Annotated in this window: 14 protein-coding genes; 9 read left to right on the top strand and 5 right to left on the bottom strand. The window is 70.7% G+C overall.

The annotated features are described in order from the left end of the window. Positions 1-36 precede the first annotated feature (36 nt). From KOI35_RS30855 to KOI35_RS30815, 9 genes are all read left to right on the top strand, one after another. Positions 37-951, top strand: coding sequence for a carbohydrate ABC transporter permease (locus tag KOI35_RS30855; RefSeq protein WP_215792178.1), 915 nt, complete (start codon positions 37-39; stop codon positions 949-951). Further along, the gene (locus tag KOI35_RS30850; protein WP_215792177.1) at positions 948-1826 is read left to right on the top strand and encodes a carbohydrate ABC transporter permease; all 879 of its coding nucleotides are present in this window, start codon (positions 948-950) and stop codon (positions 1824-1826) included. Before KOI35_RS30855 ends, KOI35_RS30850 begins: the two co-directional genes overlap by 4 nt. Next, positions 1823-3268, top strand: a complete 1446-nt coding sequence (locus KOI35_RS30845) for an FGGY-family carbohydrate kinase (protein WP_215792176.1) — start codon at positions 1823-1825, stop codon at positions 3266-3268. The genes KOI35_RS30850 and KOI35_RS30845 overlap by 4 nt, the downstream gene beginning before the upstream one ends. Further along, positions 3265-3897, top strand: coding sequence for a class II aldolase/adducin family protein (locus KOI35_RS30840; RefSeq protein ID WP_215792175.1), 633 nt, complete (start codon positions 3265-3267; stop codon positions 3895-3897). The genes KOI35_RS30845 and KOI35_RS30840 overlap by 4 nt, the downstream gene beginning before the upstream one ends. Next, complete coding sequence (locus KOI35_RS30835) at positions 3897-4871, top strand: ketose-bisphosphate aldolase (RefSeq protein ID WP_215792174.1); 975 nt, start codon at positions 3897-3899, stop codon at positions 4869-4871. The genes KOI35_RS30840 and KOI35_RS30835 overlap by 1 nt, the downstream gene beginning before the upstream one ends. Further along, positions 4868-6472: a fucose isomerase gene (locus KOI35_RS30830; protein ID WP_215792173.1), complete on the top strand. Its 1605-nt coding sequence runs from the start codon at positions 4868-4870 to the stop codon at positions 6470-6472. The genes KOI35_RS30835 and KOI35_RS30830 overlap by 4 nt, the downstream gene beginning before the upstream one ends. After that, positions 6473-7927: an FGGY-family carbohydrate kinase gene (locus KOI35_RS49080; protein WP_215792172.1), complete on the top strand. Its 1455-nt coding sequence runs from the start codon at positions 6473-6475 to the stop codon at positions 7925-7927. 90 nt (positions 7928-8017) lie between these two features. Further along, complete coding sequence (locus KOI35_RS30820; RefSeq protein WP_246614054.1) at positions 8018-9106, top strand: sugar phosphate isomerase/epimerase family protein; 1089 nt, start codon at positions 8018-8020, stop codon at positions 9104-9106. Positions 9107-9147: 41 nt separating this feature from the next. Further along, positions 9148-9957 (top strand): SCO6745 family protein, encoded by an 810-nt coding sequence (locus KOI35_RS30815; RefSeq protein WP_246614053.1) that lies wholly within the window; start codon positions 9148-9150, stop codon positions 9955-9957. Between the two features lie 3 nt (positions 9958-9960). Here KOI35_RS30815 and KOI35_RS30810 read toward each other — a convergent pair whose 3' ends face one another. The 5 genes from KOI35_RS30810 to KOI35_RS30790 form a co-directional block, all read right to left on the bottom strand. Continuing rightward, positions 9961-10443, bottom strand: a complete 483-nt coding sequence (locus KOI35_RS30810; RefSeq protein ID WP_215792171.1) for a hypothetical protein — start codon at positions 10441-10443, stop codon at positions 9961-9963. A 62-nt stretch (positions 10444-10505) separates the two neighbouring features. Continuing rightward, positions 10506-11519, bottom strand: a complete 1014-nt coding sequence (locus KOI35_RS30805) for a hypothetical protein (RefSeq protein WP_215792170.1) — start codon at positions 11517-11519, stop codon at positions 10506-10508. Continuing rightward, a complete protein-coding gene (locus tag KOI35_RS30800; protein WP_215792169.1) occupies positions 11516-12463 on the bottom strand; it encodes a caspase family protein in 948 nt (315 codons plus the stop codon). The genes KOI35_RS30805 and KOI35_RS30800 overlap by 4 nt, the downstream gene beginning before the upstream one ends. Before the next feature lie 4 nt (positions 12464-12467). Beyond that, positions 12468-13388 (bottom strand): caspase family protein, encoded by a 921-nt coding sequence (locus tag KOI35_RS30795; protein WP_215792168.1) that lies wholly within the window; start codon positions 13386-13388, stop codon positions 12468-12470. A 13-nt stretch (positions 13389-13401) separates the two neighbouring features. Next, positions 13402-15663: a hypothetical protein gene (locus KOI35_RS30790; protein ID WP_215792167.1), complete on the bottom strand. Its 2262-nt coding sequence runs from the start codon at positions 15661-15663 to the stop codon at positions 13402-13404. Positions 15664-15672: the final 9 nt, after the last annotated feature.

The raw sequence follows: 15672 nt of genomic DNA, 5'->3' as shown, positions 1-15672 counted from the left end.
GAGGGCAACTCCCGCCCGCGGGTCCTGGAGCTGATCATGACCTCTGCAACGATCACCCGGCCGAAACCGCGCCGCGACTGGCTGCCCGGCACGCTGTTCCTGCTGCCGACGTTCGTGTTGTTCGCGCTGTTCGTCGTCTACCCGATCATCTACAACGTCCAGGCGAGCACCCTCGACTGGGACGGCGTCAACATCGGCGAGTTCGTCGGGCTCGGCAACTACACCGAGCTGCTGAAGGACCCGATCTTCGTCACCACGCTGAAGAACTCCGGCTGGTGGATCCTGCTCACCATCGTGCCGCAGGCGCTGATCGGCTTCTTCCTGGCGTTGCTGCTCAACGAGAAGATCCGCGGCCGGTCGATCTACCGGGCCATCTTCTTCGTCCCGGCCGTGCTCTCGCCGGTCGTGGTCGGCATCGTCTGGCAGCGCATGCTCGACCCGTTCAACGGCGTGTTCGCCAAGATCGGCCGGGCCACCGGGCTGGAGTTCCTGACCAAGGGCTACCTGGCCGACCCCAAGACCGCCATCTTCGCCGCGATCGTGGTCAACGTCTGGATGTGGACCGGCTTCTCGATGCTGTTCTACCTGGCCGGCCTCCAGCTGATCGACGACAGCGTGCTGCAGGCGGCCAAGATCGACGGCGCGAGCACCTGGAAGACCGTCACCGCCATCATCTGGCCGCTGCTCAAGTCGACCCACCTGTCGCTGCTGCTGCTCGGCATCATCGGCTCGCTGAAGACTTTCGAGCTGGTCTACGTGCTCACCGAGGGCGGGCCCAACCACGCCTCCGAGATGCTGCCCACCTACACCTTCAAGCAGGCGTTCCAGCTGCAGAGCGTGGGCTACGCCTCGACCATCAGCGTGGTGTTGCTGGTCATCGCGGTGGTCAGTTCGCTGTCGATGGTGCGCGCGTTCGGTTCGGGCTTCCTCACCGGAGATGACAAGAAATGACGATCACCGTGGAGAAGAGCCAGGTCAAAACCGGGACGACCGATGTTCCCGTACGGGGGAGGAAGCGCCGCCCGCACTGGGCGCACCTCATCCTGACCCCGATGGCGATCCTCTGGCTCGTGCCGATCGTCATGGTGCTCGGGCTGTCGCTGCTACCCACGTCCAACCCGTCGACCACCGCGTACGGGCTGTTCCCGGCCGAGCCGTCGTTCGGCAACTACATCGAGATCTGGACCAACAACCCGATCCTGCAGAACCTGATCAACAGTGCGCTCATCACCGTGCCGTCCGTGCTGCTGGTGATGCTGTTCGGCTCGATGACCGCGTTCGCCCTGGCCCGCCTGCGGGTGCCGCTCAAGGCGGTGATCTTCGGGGCGCTGACCCTGGCCCTGATCCTGCCGATGTCGAGCATCGTGGTCTCGGTCTTCAAGATCCTGCAGAGCATGGGCCTCTACAACAACCTGCTCGGCCTGGTGCTGGTCTACACGGCGCTCGGCCTGCCCTTCGCGGTCATCATCATCCGCACGTCGTTCCTGGCCGTGCCCGAGGAGATGTACGAGGCGGCAGTGCTCGACGGCGCCGGCAAGTTCAAGGTCTACTGGAAGGTCTACCTGCCGCTGAGCAAGCCGGCCCTGGCCGTGGTGGCGGTGTGGCAGTCCATGTCGAGCTGGAACGACTTCCTGCTCCCGCTGGTCACGTTGCAGGACAACGAGCTCAAGCCGCTGACCCTGATCCCGCTGGCCTACCGGGGCGTGTTCCTGAGCCAGCCCGGCGCCCTGTTCGCCATCCTCGTGCTCATCTCGATCCCGATCGTGGTGGTCTTCCTGGCCGTGCAGCGGCACCTGGTCAACGGCCTGTCCGGAGCCATCAAATGAGCCTGCTCGGCCTCGACCTCGGCACCAGCGGCGTCCGCGCCGTCGCCGTCGACCAGGACGGCCATGAACTGGCCGGGGCGGCGCGGTCAACGTCGCTCGCCCGTCCCGGTCCCGGCCTCGTCGAGACTGATACCGAAGAAGTCCTGGCCGCGTCTCTCGCGGTGCTGGCCGAGGTCGCCGCACACCCGGCGGTGCTCGCCGACCCGCCCGAGGCGTTGTCGTTCAGCGTGCAGGGCGAGGCGGTCGTGCCGGTCGGCGCCGACGGGGTCGCCCTGGCACCGGCCCCGGTCAGCATGGACCGGCGCGGCACCGACCTGGCCGCCCGGGTCGCGGCCGAGCTGGGCGCCGGCACCGTCCAGCGGATCACCGGGCAGCCCGCGAACCCGATGTTCTCGGTCTACAAGCTGTTCGGCTGGCCTTCCGCGGCGGGCTACCGCTGTCTCGGCGACTACATCGCCGGACGGCTGGGCGCCCGACCGGCCATCGACACCAGCATGGCCGCCCGCACCGGGGCGTACGACGTGGACGCCGGCACCTGGTCTTCTTTTATCCTGGCCGCGGCCGGCGTGGACGAGGGCCGGCTGCCCGAGGTGGTCGCCCCCGGCACGGTCGTCGGCAAGCTGACGATGTCGATCCCTGGTCTGCCGGACGGGCTCCCGCTCGTTGCCGGCGCCCACGACCAGGCGGCGGCCTACCTGGGCGGTGGCGGCCGGGCCGGTGTCTCTTCGGTGGTGAGCTTCGGCTCGAGCGACTGCCTGACCGTCGGCACCGCATCGCGCCCACGCGACCTGGTCGGGACCGGCCTGGCCACGTACCCGATGGGACCTGGCACCTGGCTGACGCTGGCCGGCACGGCCGCCGGGGGCTGGGCGCTCGACTGGTTCGCCAAGCTGGTCGGCGGTGACCCGGACGAGCTGTTCGAGCGGGCCGCGCCCGAGCCGCCCCGGGTCCTCGTGCTGCCGTACTTCACCGGCTCGGGCACCCTCGACAACGACCCGCTCGCCCGGGGCGCAGTGGTCGGGCTCGACCTGGGCACCGGCCGCGAGGAGTTGGCCCGGGCGTTCCTCGAGTCGTTCGGCTTCGAGATCCGCAAGATCGTGACGGCGCTGGGCGAACGCGACATCGACCCCGGCGCGGTGCACGCCGTCGGCGGTGGGGCCCGCAGCACCCGCTCGCTCGCGATCCGCGCGTCTGCGTCTGGGCGGCCGCTCACCCCCGTACGGGAAAACGCTTCTGCTCGTGGGGCGGCGCTGCTCGCGGGTGTTGGCCTCGGTCTCTACGCGTCGATCGATGCCCTGCCCGCCCCCTCCGCCGGTCCGGCATTGACCCCCGACCCGGCCACCACCGACTGGTACGCCGCACAGGCGCGGCGTTTCCGGGATTTGTATCCCACCCTCACCCCGCACGACCGCAGCTACACAGAAACAAGGGAGCAACCGTGACCGACACCGACCTCCGGGCCGTCAAGCAGAGCGTGCTGGACTACTGCCTGCTGTCGATGCAGTACGGCCTCAACTTCAACACGCAGGGCAACATCAGCGTGCGCCTCGGGGAGAACCGCTTCCTCATCACCCCGACCGACCTCGAGTACGACCGGATGACGGCCGACGACATGGTCATCGTGGACTCGGAGGCCAACGTCATCGAGGGGCCGCACCAGCCGTCCTCCGAGGTGACCGTGCACCTGGCCGTCTACCGCCGCCGCCCCGACGTGAACGCGATCGTGCACACCGAGCCGGTCTTCGCCAACGTGTTCGGCGTGGCCGGCGAGCCGATCACCGGCGCCCTGGTCAACATGGTCATCTACACCAAGGGTGACGTCCCGATCATGCCGTTCGCGCTCAGCAACCGCACCTCGTTCGGCGACGCCATGTGCGACGTGATGGGCGACCTCAACGCGGTCGTCTGGGCCAACCACGGCCTGCTGACCGTGGGCGACAACCTGCGCGACGCGTTCAAGACCACGGTCGCCGTCGAGAGCGCGGCCAAGGTGCTGGTGCACGCCCGGGCCCTGACCGACAAGCCGATCGTCCTGGACTACAAGTCCCTCGGCATCACCGAGTCGCTCTGATGGCCCTCGTTACCCTGCGCCAGGCGCTCGACCAGGCCCGCTCCGGCGGCTACGCGGTCGGCGCGTTCAACGTCAGCGACGTGCTGCAGGCCGAGGCCGTGCTGGACGCGGCCGCCGAGACGTCATCGCCGGTGATCCTGGCCTCGCTGGCCGGGGTCACGGCCCACGCGAGCGACGAACGGTTCTGGGCCGGGCTGCACCGGCTCATCGACGGCTATCCGCAGCTGCCGATCGTGCTGCACCTCGACCACGGTCCCACGTACGACACGTGCGTACGGGCCATGGACAGCGGGTTCAGCAGCGTGATGATCGACGGCAGCCTGAACGCCGACGGCCGGCCCGCCACCTTCGACGAGAATGTGGCCGTCACGGCCAAGGTCGCCGCCGTGGCCCACCCCCGCGGCATCTCGGTCGAGGGCGAGCTCGGCACGATCGGCGGCTCCAAGACCGACGGCTCCCGGGCCGCGATCGTGCTGGCCGACCCCGACCAGGCCCGCGAGTTCGTGGCCGCGACCGCCGTGGACGCGCTGGCCGTGGCGATCGGCACCTCGCACGGGGCGTACAAGTTCGACTCCCCGCCGGACGGCTCGGTGCTGCACATGGCGCTGATCGAGAAGATCGCGGCCCAGGTTCCCGAGACCCATCTCGTGATGCACGGTTCGTCGTCGCTGCCGGCCGAGCTGCGCGAGCAGAACAACCGGTACGGCGCCGGGCTGCCCGAGTCGTGGGGCGTGCCCGACGCCGAGAAGGTCCGCTCGATCGCCATGGGCGTCCGCAAGATCAATCAGGGGATGGACTCGCATCTCGCCTTCACCGGGGCCGTGCGCGAGTCGCTCGGCATCGACGGGCTCAACGTCGACCCGGCGCCCTATCTGCGGGCCGGCCGCGAGGCCATGCAGCGCATGGTGGCGGCGCGGATGCGCATCTTCGGCTCGGCCGGTCAGGCCGGCTATCTGTCTGGGGGAACCGCATGATCGACCACGTCTACCTGGTGGCCAACGGCGACCAGCGCCTGTCCGCGAACCGGCTCTGCTGGCCCGCTCAGCAGCGGTTCGAGGCGTTGCTGGTGGCCGCCCTGGAGAGCCGCGGCGTCACCGTGACCCGGGCCCACCCGGCCGAGACGCCCGAGGGCCACGGCTTCATCGCCTCGCAGGCGCAGGGCCTGGCCGTGTTCGCCGGCATCCCGGCCGACGCCCCGGTCGTGATGGCCGAGGGCGTGTGGATGTTCTCCCAGCAGGTGCTCGGCGGCCTGCTGCGGCACCGCGGCCCGGTGCTGACCGTGGCCAACTGGGAGGGGGAGTGGCCCGGCCTGGTCGGCCTGCTCAACCTCAACGCCTCGCTGACCAAGGCGGGCCGCCCGTACGAGACGGTGTGGAGCCGCACCTTCGACGACGCCTGGTTCGGCGAGCGGCTCGGCGAGTGGCTGCGCGACGGCGTCATCCGGCACGACCTGTCCCACGTCAAGCCGTTCGACGGTTCCTCGGTCACCGGCCGGGCCCGGGAGGTGGCCGACGAGGTCGTGGCGGGGATCCGGGCCAAGGGCGTCATCATGGGCGTGCTCGATGAGGGCTGCATGGGCATGTACAACGGGATCATCCCCGACGAGCTGCTGTTCCCGCTCAGCGTCTTCAAGGAGCGGATGTCGCAGTCGGCCCTCTATGCCGAGACCCTGCTCGTCACCGAGGAGGAGGCCGTTCTCGCGCTGGACTGGCTGACCGGGCGCGGGATGACCTTCCAGTTCGGCACCGACGGAGAGACCGAGCTGACCCGCGAGCAGGTCATCCTCCAACTGCGGATGTACGCGGCCATCGCCCGCATGGCCGACCGGTTCGGTGTCGACGTGATCGGCATCCAGTATCAGCTCGGCCTGGCCGACGTGCTGCCCGCCTCCGATCTCGCCGAGGGACTGCTCAACAACGCCGACCGCCCGCCGGTGACCCGCGCCGACGGCAGCGTCATCCGCGACGGCGAGCCGATCACGCTGTTCAACGAGGCCGACGAGGGCTCCGGCCTGGACGCGCTGATCACCACCCGGGTCAGCCGGGCGCTCGGCCAGCCGGTCGAGACCACCCTGCACGACGTCCGGTGGGGTGACGCCGACGCCAGCGGCACGGTCGGCGACTTCGTGTGGGTCTTCGAGATCTCCGGCGCCGTCCCGCCGTCGTTCCACATCGACGGGTACGCCGGCACCGACTCGCGCCGCCAGCCCGCGCTCTACTTCAAGATGGGCGGCGGCACCGTACGCGGCATCTCCCGCCCCGGCGAGCTGGTCTGGTCGCGTATCTGGGTCGAGGGCGGCGCCCTGCACATGGACCTCGGCCGCGCCACCGTGGTCGAGCTGCCGGAATCGGAGACGGAACGCCGGTGGGCCGCGACCACTCCGGAGTGGCCGATCATGCACGCTGTGCTGCACGGGGTGGACCGCGACCAGTTCATGGCCCGGCACAAGTCCAACCACATCCAGGTCAGCTATGCCTCCGACGCCGCGGCGGCGGACGAGGTGCTGGCGGCCAAGGCGCTCGCCGCGCAGCAGCTCGGCCTGAACGTCAACCTCTGCGGGATCACGGGAGAGTAAGTGGACGTCTACATCGGCGTCGACGTCGGCACCGCCAGCACCAAGGGCGTGGCCGTCGCGGCGGACGGACGCATCGTGGCCCGGGCCCAGGTCGCCCACGGCACCAGCAATCCGCGACCGGGCTGGTTCGAGCACGACGCGGAAACCGTCTGGTGGGCCGACTTCCGGCGCGTCATCGGAGAGCTCACCACCGACGCCCGGCACCGTCCCGCCGGGCTCGCGGTCAGCGGGATCGGCCCGTGCCTGCTGCCCGCCGACGAGGATGGCCGGCCGTTGCGGCCGGCCATCCTGTACGGCATCGACACCCGGGCCTCGTCCGAGATCTCTGATCTGGCCGAGCGGTGGGGCACGGAGGCGATCGTCGCGCGCGGCTCGGTGCTGACGTCTCAGGCGGTCGGGCCCAAGCTGCTGTGGCTGTCCCGGCACGAGCCGGAGGTGTTCGCGGCCACCCGCAAGATGTTCATGGCCAGCTCGTTCCTGGTGCACCGGCTGACCGGTGCCTATGTGCTCGACCATCACTCGGCCAGCCAGGTCAGCCCGCTCTACGACCAGCGGACCGGTTCCTGGGACCTCTCTTGGTGGAGCGAGATCGCGCCGGACGTAGCGCCCCCGCCGCTGGCCTGGGCCAACGAGATCGTCGGCCACGTCACCGCCGACGCGGCGGCGCTGACCGGGCTGCCGGTCGGGTTGCCGGTCACCGCGGGCACGATCGACGCCTGGGCCGAGGCCGAAAGCGTGGCTGTCCGCGACCCGGGCGACGTGATGCTGATGTACGGCAGCACGATGTTCCTGATCGCGATGGCCGACCGGCCGCTGACCAGTGCCCACCTGTGGCCGACGCTCGGGGTGCGCCCCGGCGTCACCTGTCTGGCCGGCGGCATGTCCACGGCCGGGTCGGCCACGGCGTGGTTGTCGTCGTTGACCGGCGCGGACTTCGCCTCCTTGACGGCGGAGGCGGCGGCCGTTCCGGCGGGCAGCGACGGGCTGCTCATGCTGCCGTACCTGGCCGGTGAGCGGACCCCGATCTTCGACCCGCAGGCCCGCGGCGTGGTGGCCGGGCTGACCCTGGCCCACACCCGGGGGCACCTCTATCGGGCCGCGCTGGAGGGGGTCGGTTTCGGCGTACGGCACAACCTCGCCGCGATGACGGACGCCGGCGTGGTGCCCCGCCGGGTGGTGCCGGTCGGGGGCGGAACCACGGGCGACCTGTGGACGCAGATCGTCAGCGACGTCACCGGGCTGGTGCAGGAGCTGCCCCGCGAGACGGTCGGGGCCGCGTACGGCGACGCGATGCTGGCCGCCGAGGTGGCCGGCCTCGGCACGGCCGACTGGAACCCGACCGTACGCCGCATCGAACCCGGCTCCTCCGCACTTTACGACTCGCGGTTCGCCGACTATCTGGAGCTCTACACCTCGACGGCCGACCTCGTACATCGCCTCGGGACTTCTGTCTGAGGAAGCGAAAGTTATATCGATGGCGGGCTATCTTTTGACTGTGGCGAACGTTAGCGTCGATTTCAGTCGACGTCCTCAGTGGGAGTTCGCATGTTCACATCCCCCGTGTCCCGCCGTCAGATCCTCACCGCCTCCGCCGGAGCGGCCGCCGCGATCGGCGCCGCCGGAATCCCCGTCCTCGCCACCGGCGCCCCGGCCCTGGCCGCGCCGGGCGGCGGCAACGGCCCGCTCCGCGTCGAACCGCTGATCCCGGCCGGCAACCGCGGCATCATCCTCTACAGCGTCCGCGACCGGATCACCGCCGCGCCGGACGACTCCGGGGTGCCGTACGGCTTCGAGCGGGTCCTGGCCCGGCTGGCCGAGATCGGCTACAAGGAGGTCGAGTTCGCCGGCTACACCCAGAACACCTCGATCCTGGGCCGGCAGATCACTCCCGCCGAGATCCGCAAGATCCTGGACGACAACGGGCTGGTCGCCAACGGCACCCACACCACGATCAACGCCGCCTCCTTCAACGAGCAGCTCGACATCGCCGGGACGCTCGGCATGAAGCACATCGGCACCGGCGGCGACCCGAGCGGCAGCTCCTACAAGAGCGACTGGGACGCGGCGGCCGACCTGTGGAACGAGCTCGGCCGCACGGCCCGCGGGCGCGGGATCAAGCTCTACACGCACAACCACGACTCCGCGTACGGGTTCCTGCTCGACGTCGGCCCGCTCGACGCCAACGGCCGTCCCACCCGGTCGACCGGGCAGCGCAAGCTCGAGTACTTCTTCACGAAGACCGAGCCGGAGTACGTGTTTTTCGAGATGGACATCTATTGGGCGTACGTGGCCCGGTTCAAGCACCACACGTACACCGACTCCCGCGGCGCCGCCCGCGAGAGCCTGTTCGACCCGATCCTCACCGTCGCGCCGCGCACCGAACGGTTCCCGCTGTTCCACGCCAAGGACGGCGACAAGGCCCCGTCGGCGGGCGACGGCTACAACATGGTGCCGCTGGGCGAGGGCGACATCAATTTCCAGCAGTTCTTCGAGGTGATCGGCCGACAGGACTACCACCACGCCAACTGGGAGCACGACGGCGCCCCGGGCGGCGCGGGCAACCCCGGCCAGTCGATCAACTTCGCCGACATCAGTTACCGCAACATGTCCGAGCTCACCATCTACCGCCGCTGACGGACCTGTCGGATCCGCCCTCTCCCGATCGTGGAGAGGGCATGGACACCCGCCGCATGTTCGAACTGATCGAGCCCATCTGCCTCGTCACCTTCTTCGCCGACGAATGCAACGAGGAACTGGCCGCGCTCGGCCACCGCACCTACTGGGACGGCTACTTCGCCAGCCGGGCCGCGCCGCTCGGGCGGGTGCCCGCCGAGGTGGTGCACGCCGCGTTCTACAGCTTCGCCGAGGGCGAGGCGGCCCGGCACATCCCGAGCGCGTGGGCGACGATCCCGCCCGAGGAATCGATCGCCGCCCGGCTGCGGGGGAGTGCGGCTTCCGTACGGCGGATCGTCGGCGACCCGCCCGGACTGACCCGCGCCGCCGACCTGCTCACCAAGGCCGCGACGAGCGCACCCACCAACGGCCGGATGATGTACGCCGGCATGCGCACCCTCGACATCCCGAGCGACCCGGTGGCCCGGCTCTGGCACTCGGCGACCATGCTGCGCGAGCACCGCGGCGACGGGCACATCGCCGCCCTGGTCGGCGCGGGCATCGGCGGCACCGAGGCGCACGTGATCAGCGCGCTGGCCCACGGCATCTACCCGGCCGAGTCGTTCGGCCGCATCCACCACCTGCCGAAGAAGCGCCTGGCCGAGGTCATGACCGGCCTGCGCGACCGCGGGCTGATCGACGCCGACGGCCGCTTCACCGACGCCGGCCGCGAACTCCGGCAGAGCATCGAGGACCTGACCGACGAGCTGGCCGCCCCGCCCTACGAAGCGCTGACCGCGGCCGAGCTCGACGAGCTGATCGCCGAGCTCGAACCGATCACCGCGAAGCTGGTGGCCGCCGGCTCCCGCTGACCATCAGCCGCAGGCGCCGTAGCGGGCGCTGCGGAAGTGCTTGATGACGTCGGCCGGAACGCCCGGGCAGATGTCGGCCGTACCGCTGCTGAGCACCGTCCAGGAGCCGGAGGCGTGCTTCCACACCACGTACGACTCGTCGGAGTTCGAGCGTTCGGGCACCGTGGTGGCCGCGTAGCCCTCGAAGCAGACGATCTTGGTGAACGTGGAGTCGGGGAACACGCCGTCATCGGGGTGTGCGGCCAGAGCCTTCTGCAGCGTCTTGTTGGTCACCGGGCAGGGCCCGGCCGGGGACGCTGGCGGGCGCGTCGTGGGCGCGGTGGTCGGCTCGGCCGAGGCCGAGGGCGTCGGCGAGGGGGCGGCGATGGTCGCCGACGGACTGGGTGCGACGGCCGGAGCCGCTTCGCCGCCGACCCGTTCCACGCCGGCCGAGCATCCGGTGAGCACGAGAGCGGCGCCGGTGACGACCAGGAGGTGCTTGAGCATCTGAGGTTCCCCGTTCAGGTATCGCTTGACTGTGTATCTGGTGCGATGCCATCCCGGACGACTCAGTTCTCATGATCGGGTAACGGATGTGTAACGACGGTGGCCGGCGCCGGACGCAGCGAGACGGAGAGCGCGAGATGCGCCCCGGCCGGGGCGAGACCGAGCATCACATGGCGCGGAGCATGCCGGCCGGGCGGGTCGGCGGGGCCGGGTGCGAGTCGGTGATAGCCCGGCAGAGCGGCGCCGAGGTGAGCCAGCGCGGCGTCCACCCGGCACCGCACCCGGCCGTCGTGGCCGGCCAGGTCGGCGGCCGCGGCGAAGACGGCGACCTCGGTGCGATCGGCACCGGCCCGCCGGGCGACGCTGCCACCGAAACGGGCGGTGGGCAGCGGCCGGGCCGGTCCGCCGGCCGGTTCCCCGGCCAGCAGCCGCAGCACCGCCGTCATCCGCGGCAGCGACGCGCCGGCCCGGCCGAGGCGCAGGATCCCGGCGAGCCGGGGAAAGTCGAGCGGGCCGAGCCGCCAGTAGAACTCGGCCCGGCCGGTCGACGGCTCGTAGCCGGCCATCCGCAGTCGCTCCGCACCCGGCGGCCGGGGAACGGGCGCGCCGGTCAGGGCACGGCCGAGCGCCGCTTCGGCGTCCGGCGCGAGCGGGGGAACCTCGACGTAGATCTTGGCCCGGTCGCCGTTCTCGCCGTGCCGCAGACCGACCCAGGCCCCCCAGCGCAGGGACTGCCCCTTCTGGACGCCGGACAGCGCGGCGGCGGCCGGATCCGGCAGCCGGTGGCCGAGGCGGTCGAGCAGGTCGCCGGCGATGCGCAGCCGGTCCTGTCCGGGTGTCTCGGGGCCGGCCACCTCGGCGGTCCAGCGCACCGACCCGGGCTGCCCGGTGACGAAGCTCAGCTCGGCCGGATATCCGTCCGGGGTCAGCCGGCTGAAGCACCCGGCCGCCTCGGGCATCGCGGTGCGGCACACGGCGGCCAGCACCTCGGCCATCACCGGGCGGGCCCGGGCCGCCGCGGCCGGGGCGACGTCGGCGAGCCGGGCGACGGCATCCAGCAGCGGGGCGGCGGTCACGGGCCGGGGGTGAAGGTCCAGCCGTCCAGGAAGCCCTCGTCCATGCGGTTGTCCTGGCCGCGCAGCTGGGGTGTCTGGGTGGCGTCCGGGTGGCCGGGCCGGATGTGCTTGGTCATCAGCTGCTGCACCGAGGTGCGCAGCCCGGCCTGCACCTCGCGATACGACGGCGGGGTGACCACCGACCGGTTGAACGTCTCGAGCAGTGCCTGGGTCAGCAGGCCGTGCCCGATGGCCGAGCTCTCCCAGGTCGACTCGTCGTAGCGGCAACCGGACAGCAGCGTCGACCGGGACGAGCGGACCAGCACCCGGTCGAGGTCCTCGTCGAGGTCGATCGTGCCGTCGTCGCGCGGCCGCACGCCCGACACGTTGCCCGCGAGCTCGGCGTGCCGGTCGGTGGGCAGGCAGATGCCGCACGGGATGAGCGTGCGCAGCCGCGCGCAGATCAGGTCGCGCAACTCGTCGGCGTAGCGCAGGCTGCGCACCTTGGTCACCGTGTTGTCGGTGTCGTGCAGACCGCCCGAGTGGCAGGCGTCGATCACCAGCGTGAAGTTGCAGACCTCGGGGTGCAGCCCGTCCGCGATGCGCGCGAAGTCCCAGTCGGTCAGATAGTCGCCGGACGCCGGCACGAGCGCCTCGTAGTAGGAGTCGACGTCGCGGTGCCCCGAGTCGGCGCGCACCCGGGCCCCGTGCCCGGAGTAGTAGAAGACAGCGACGTCGCCGGGCTCGGCGATGCTGGTGATGTACGAGAGCGCGCGCAGGATGGTGGCCCGGGTCGCCTGGCGGTCGGCGTAGTAGTAGATGTCCTCCGGGCGCAGCCCGAACGCGTCGATCAGCGTGTGATAGAACGCCGCCGCGTCGGCCACGCTCCAGCTCAGGTCGGATTCCAGGGTCGGATCCTGGATCGAGTAGTCGTTGATGCCCACCACGACAGCACGTTTCGTCATCGGTTCACCTCGACGCGTTCCAGGGCTGGAGGAAGCCCTCGTCCATCCGGCCCAGCTGGCCGTAGAGCTGCGGTTCCTGCACGTGGCCGAATTTCGACGCCGCGGCCTGCACCCCGGCTCGCAACGTGTCGAGCACGTCGGAGTAGGACTCGTCGAACCCGGACCGGTCGACCATCTCGAGGATCGCCGAGGTGAAGAGCCCGTGCCCGCCCGCCTCCAGCGCCGTCTGCCAGTACTGGCAGGCCGACAGCAGGGTCGCCTTGGCCGATCCGACGAGCGTCTTGTCCCGGTCGGTGTCGAGGTCGGTGAACCCGCGGTCACCGAGCACGGGTGAGCTGACGTTGCCGTCCATCGCGGTCGCCCCGGGCGGCAGGCAGGCGCCGCACGGGATGAGCGTCTGGATGTGCTCGATGACCGCGAGCACGTCGGCGTCCATCGGCACGCTGCGCGGCACGGCCTGGGCCTCGGCGTCGGCCCGGTGCAGCCCGCCGGAGTGGCAGCTGTCCATGATGAGGGTGAAGTTGACCTCGCCCGGTCGCAGCCGCTCGGCCATCTGTTCGAGGCGGCGGTCGAAGATCCAGTCACCGGTGGCCGGGATGATCGCCTCGTAGTAGCGGGTGTTCGTCGCGTCCTTCGTGGCCGGGAGGATGCCGCCGTGCCCCGAGTAGTAGAAGCAGACGACGTCGCCGGGCGCCGAGGCGTCGATCATCGCCCGCAACGTGCCCAGGATGCGATCGCGGCCGGCCTGCTGGTCGAGCAGCAGATGCACCTCCTCGAAGCCGAAGGCGGTGGTCAGCAGGGCGTACATGTCCTTGGCGTCGGTCACACAGCCGGTCAGAACGGGGAAGCTCAGGCCCAGGGCGGCGCTGCGCTGCCGCTGTCTCGAGTAGTCGTTGATGCCGACCACAAGGGCTCGTCTCGTCATCGTCGTCTCCGTCTCAGCGCACGAAGATGCGGGGGTTGGTGGTCTCCTCGGGGTCCTGCGTGCGCGGCCCGTCCGCGGTGATCGTGGTGATCGTGTAGCGGAAGGTCCGCCGGGCCGGGTCGGGCACCGCGATGCGGTGCAGGCGGGTCTGGCGGCCCGACTCGGGCGTGAACTCGAGCGAGACCTGGCGCTGGTAGTGGTTGGCGGCGTCCTGGTAGTCGATGTCGAGGATCGCCATCTGGACCGCCGGGGCGAGCAGGGGCCGCACCTCGAGCACGAGCCGGCCGGCGTACGGATCAGCCACGTTGACCACCTCGCCGGCGATCGGTCCCGGGCTGCGCAGCACCTTCTCGCCGCCCCCGGGCAGGCGGTAACGCAGCTCGGTCTCGTAGCGCTGGGTGATCCGGCGGCCGTCGGCGTCGCGGCGAACCGGTGTCCGGACGCGCCACGTGCGGGCCGGATCCCCCTCGGTGAAGCGGAAAACGCGGCTCGGGCCCGGCCCGCCCGCACCCTCCAGGGTGATCGTGGCGGTGACCTCGTCCACGGCCCCCCAGTCGAGCAGCGGATCGGGGCGCACCTCGATCTCGGAGAAATTCAGGTGTTCGTACGGGTTGATCTCGTACCGCCGGTCGTCGGTCAGCTCGGCCGGGATGTCCACCTCGAACCGGTCGCCCTCCCAGCCGCTCTGCGGGTCGAAGTTGTACTCGACCTGGCGCCGGTAGGAGGTGGCCTGGATGGTCGCCATCGGCACCTTCCACGCCTTGACGGTCGGCGCCGGCTCGGCCTTGGTGAAGAGGAAGTCGGTGTGCTTGTGATGGGCCGGATCGCTCGGGTCGCCGTAGTCGAGGACGACCTGCACCGAGTTGAGGCCGATGCGGGCGAAGTCGATCTGCCTGATCGCCTCGACGTCGAAGTCGCGGAAGAAGGCGTCGTCCAGGTCGACCCGCCGCACCAGGCCACCCCGGTCGAGGTCGGCGGTGAGGACGTCGAGGAAACCCTGCGCGTTGTACGGCATCTGCACCGCCTCGGACCGGTGGTACTCCAGGGTCAGCGTGCGTTTCTCCTCCTGACGTACGAACTTGAGCTTGAAGCTGACCGGCGAGATCGAGGCCCCCAGGTCGTTGCCGCGCCCGGCGATGGCCGACGGGTCGAAGCCGATTCCGGTGGTGGGTGCGGCCGGCGCCTGCGGGCTGGCCCCGCCGACCCCGGTACCCGCGCTCGGCGGCAGGTCGGGCGCGGCCGGTGTCTCGGGCGGAACGGTCAGGGCCGGGGACTGCTTCGAGCCGGTGTCGTGGTCGGGGTCGCCGGGCTGGGCCTTGGAGCTGGGCGGTTTGGCCGGCGCGGGCGGGGTGGGACCGCCGGCCTCGGGTTTGGCCGGCGGCGTGGTCGGGGCCGGACGCAGCTTCTGGCCGAGCGCGACGACGTCGTTGAGCCCGGCCGCACTCGCCGGGGTGCCGGCCAGTTTGCCCGGCGTGAGCACGGGTTCGAAGTACTTGGCGAGCAGGTTCTCCTTGAAGAAGTCGAGCGCCCACTTCTCCTTCTCGGCGCGGTCCTGCGCGGTCGAGAAGTTCTTCACCACGATCTTGATCGCGCCGTCCTGCACGAGTTTCTCGAACCCGGCGTCGAGGCCGGCCCGCACGTAGTAGATCTGCGCCTCCAGGCTGGCGCTGAACTGGGTGAAGACTCGCGACATGTCGGCCGTGATGGTTACGTCGAGGGCCGGGCGCAGGCCGGTGTACGTCAGGTCGTAGAGCACACCGACCGGCACGCTGCCGCCCTCGAGGCTCTCCCGGACGATCGTCGCGCCCGCCTTGCTGAGCTTCAGCGTGAAGATCGCGTTGTTGGTGCCGCCGAGCGACGGCGTGGTGGCGCCGCTGATCCGCTCGACCACGCGGAAGGTGCCGTCGGCGGCCACCGTCGCCGTGCCGCCCGGGCCCTCCAGATCGAGGGCCATGCAGCGTACGGTGCCCTCGTCGAACTGCACCGGGGTCAGCTCGACCGGTCCGCCGGCGATCGCCCGCAACCTGGTCCGGATGCGGCGCTCGACCTCCTTCTCCAGCCGCAGGTCGACCTCGAGCATGAGGAACCCGCCGGCCTCGAGGGCGTTCCCGGCCGCGCCGACGTACTGGATGAGCTCGATCCGGGGCTTCCCCCGCCGGTCGCGGGCGAGTTGCACGGGCCCCGGCAGATACCAGTAGCGGGTGGGGTCGGCGTCGTCGGGGAAGCAGGTGATCCCGTCCACGGTCACCGTGCCGGCACTGCCGAGAAGCAACATGAGACCCTC

Source organism: Paractinoplanes bogorensis (assembly GCF_018829635.1).
Taxonomy (GTDB): domain Bacteria; phylum Actinomycetota; class Actinomycetes; order Mycobacteriales; family Micromonosporaceae; genus Actinoplanes; species Actinoplanes bogorensis.
Note: the sequence above shows the minus strand (reverse complement) of the source record. Positions and strands in the feature narration are given on the sequence as shown.

What these genes read in the sequence shown, in the direction of transcription:
- KOI35_RS30790 (WP_215792167.1), bottom strand. Translation starts at nt 15,663, where the DNA reads ATGTTGCTTCTCGGCAGTGCCGGCACGGTGACCGTGGACGGGATCACC.
- KOI35_RS30820 (WP_246614054.1), top strand. Translation starts at nt 8,018, where the DNA reads ATGTTCACATCCCCCGTGTCCCGCCGTCAGATCCTCACCGCCTCCGCC.
- KOI35_RS30835 (WP_215792174.1), top strand. Translation starts at nt 3,897, where the DNA reads ATGGCCCTCGTTACCCTGCGCCAGGCGCTCGACCAGGCCCGCTCCGGC.
- KOI35_RS30845 (WP_215792176.1), top strand. Translation starts at nt 1,823, where the DNA reads ATGAGCCTGCTCGGCCTCGACCTCGGCACCAGCGGCGTCCGCGCCGTC.
- KOI35_RS30815 (WP_246614053.1), top strand. Translation starts at nt 9,148, where the DNA reads ATGGACACCCGCCGCATGTTCGAACTGATCGAGCCCATCTGCCTCGTC.
- KOI35_RS30850 (WP_215792177.1), top strand. Translation starts at nt 948, where the DNA reads ATGACGATCACCGTGGAGAAGAGCCAGGTCAAAACCGGGACGACCGAT.
- KOI35_RS30795 (WP_215792168.1), bottom strand. Translation starts at nt 13,388, where the DNA reads ATGACGAGACGAGCCCTTGTGGTCGGCATCAACGACTACTCGAGACAG.
- KOI35_RS30830 (WP_215792173.1), top strand. Translation starts at nt 4,868, where the DNA reads ATGATCGACCACGTCTACCTGGTGGCCAACGGCGACCAGCGCCTGTCC.
- KOI35_RS30800 (WP_215792169.1), bottom strand. Translation starts at nt 12,463, where the DNA reads ATGACGAAACGTGCTGTCGTGGTGGGCATCAACGACTACTCGATCCAG.
- KOI35_RS30855 (WP_215792178.1), top strand. Translation starts at nt 37, where the DNA reads ATGACCTCTGCAACGATCACCCGGCCGAAACCGCGCCGCGACTGGCTG.
- KOI35_RS30810 (WP_215792171.1), bottom strand. Translation starts at nt 10,443, where the DNA reads ATGCTCAAGCACCTCCTGGTCGTCACCGGCGCCGCTCTCGTGCTCACC.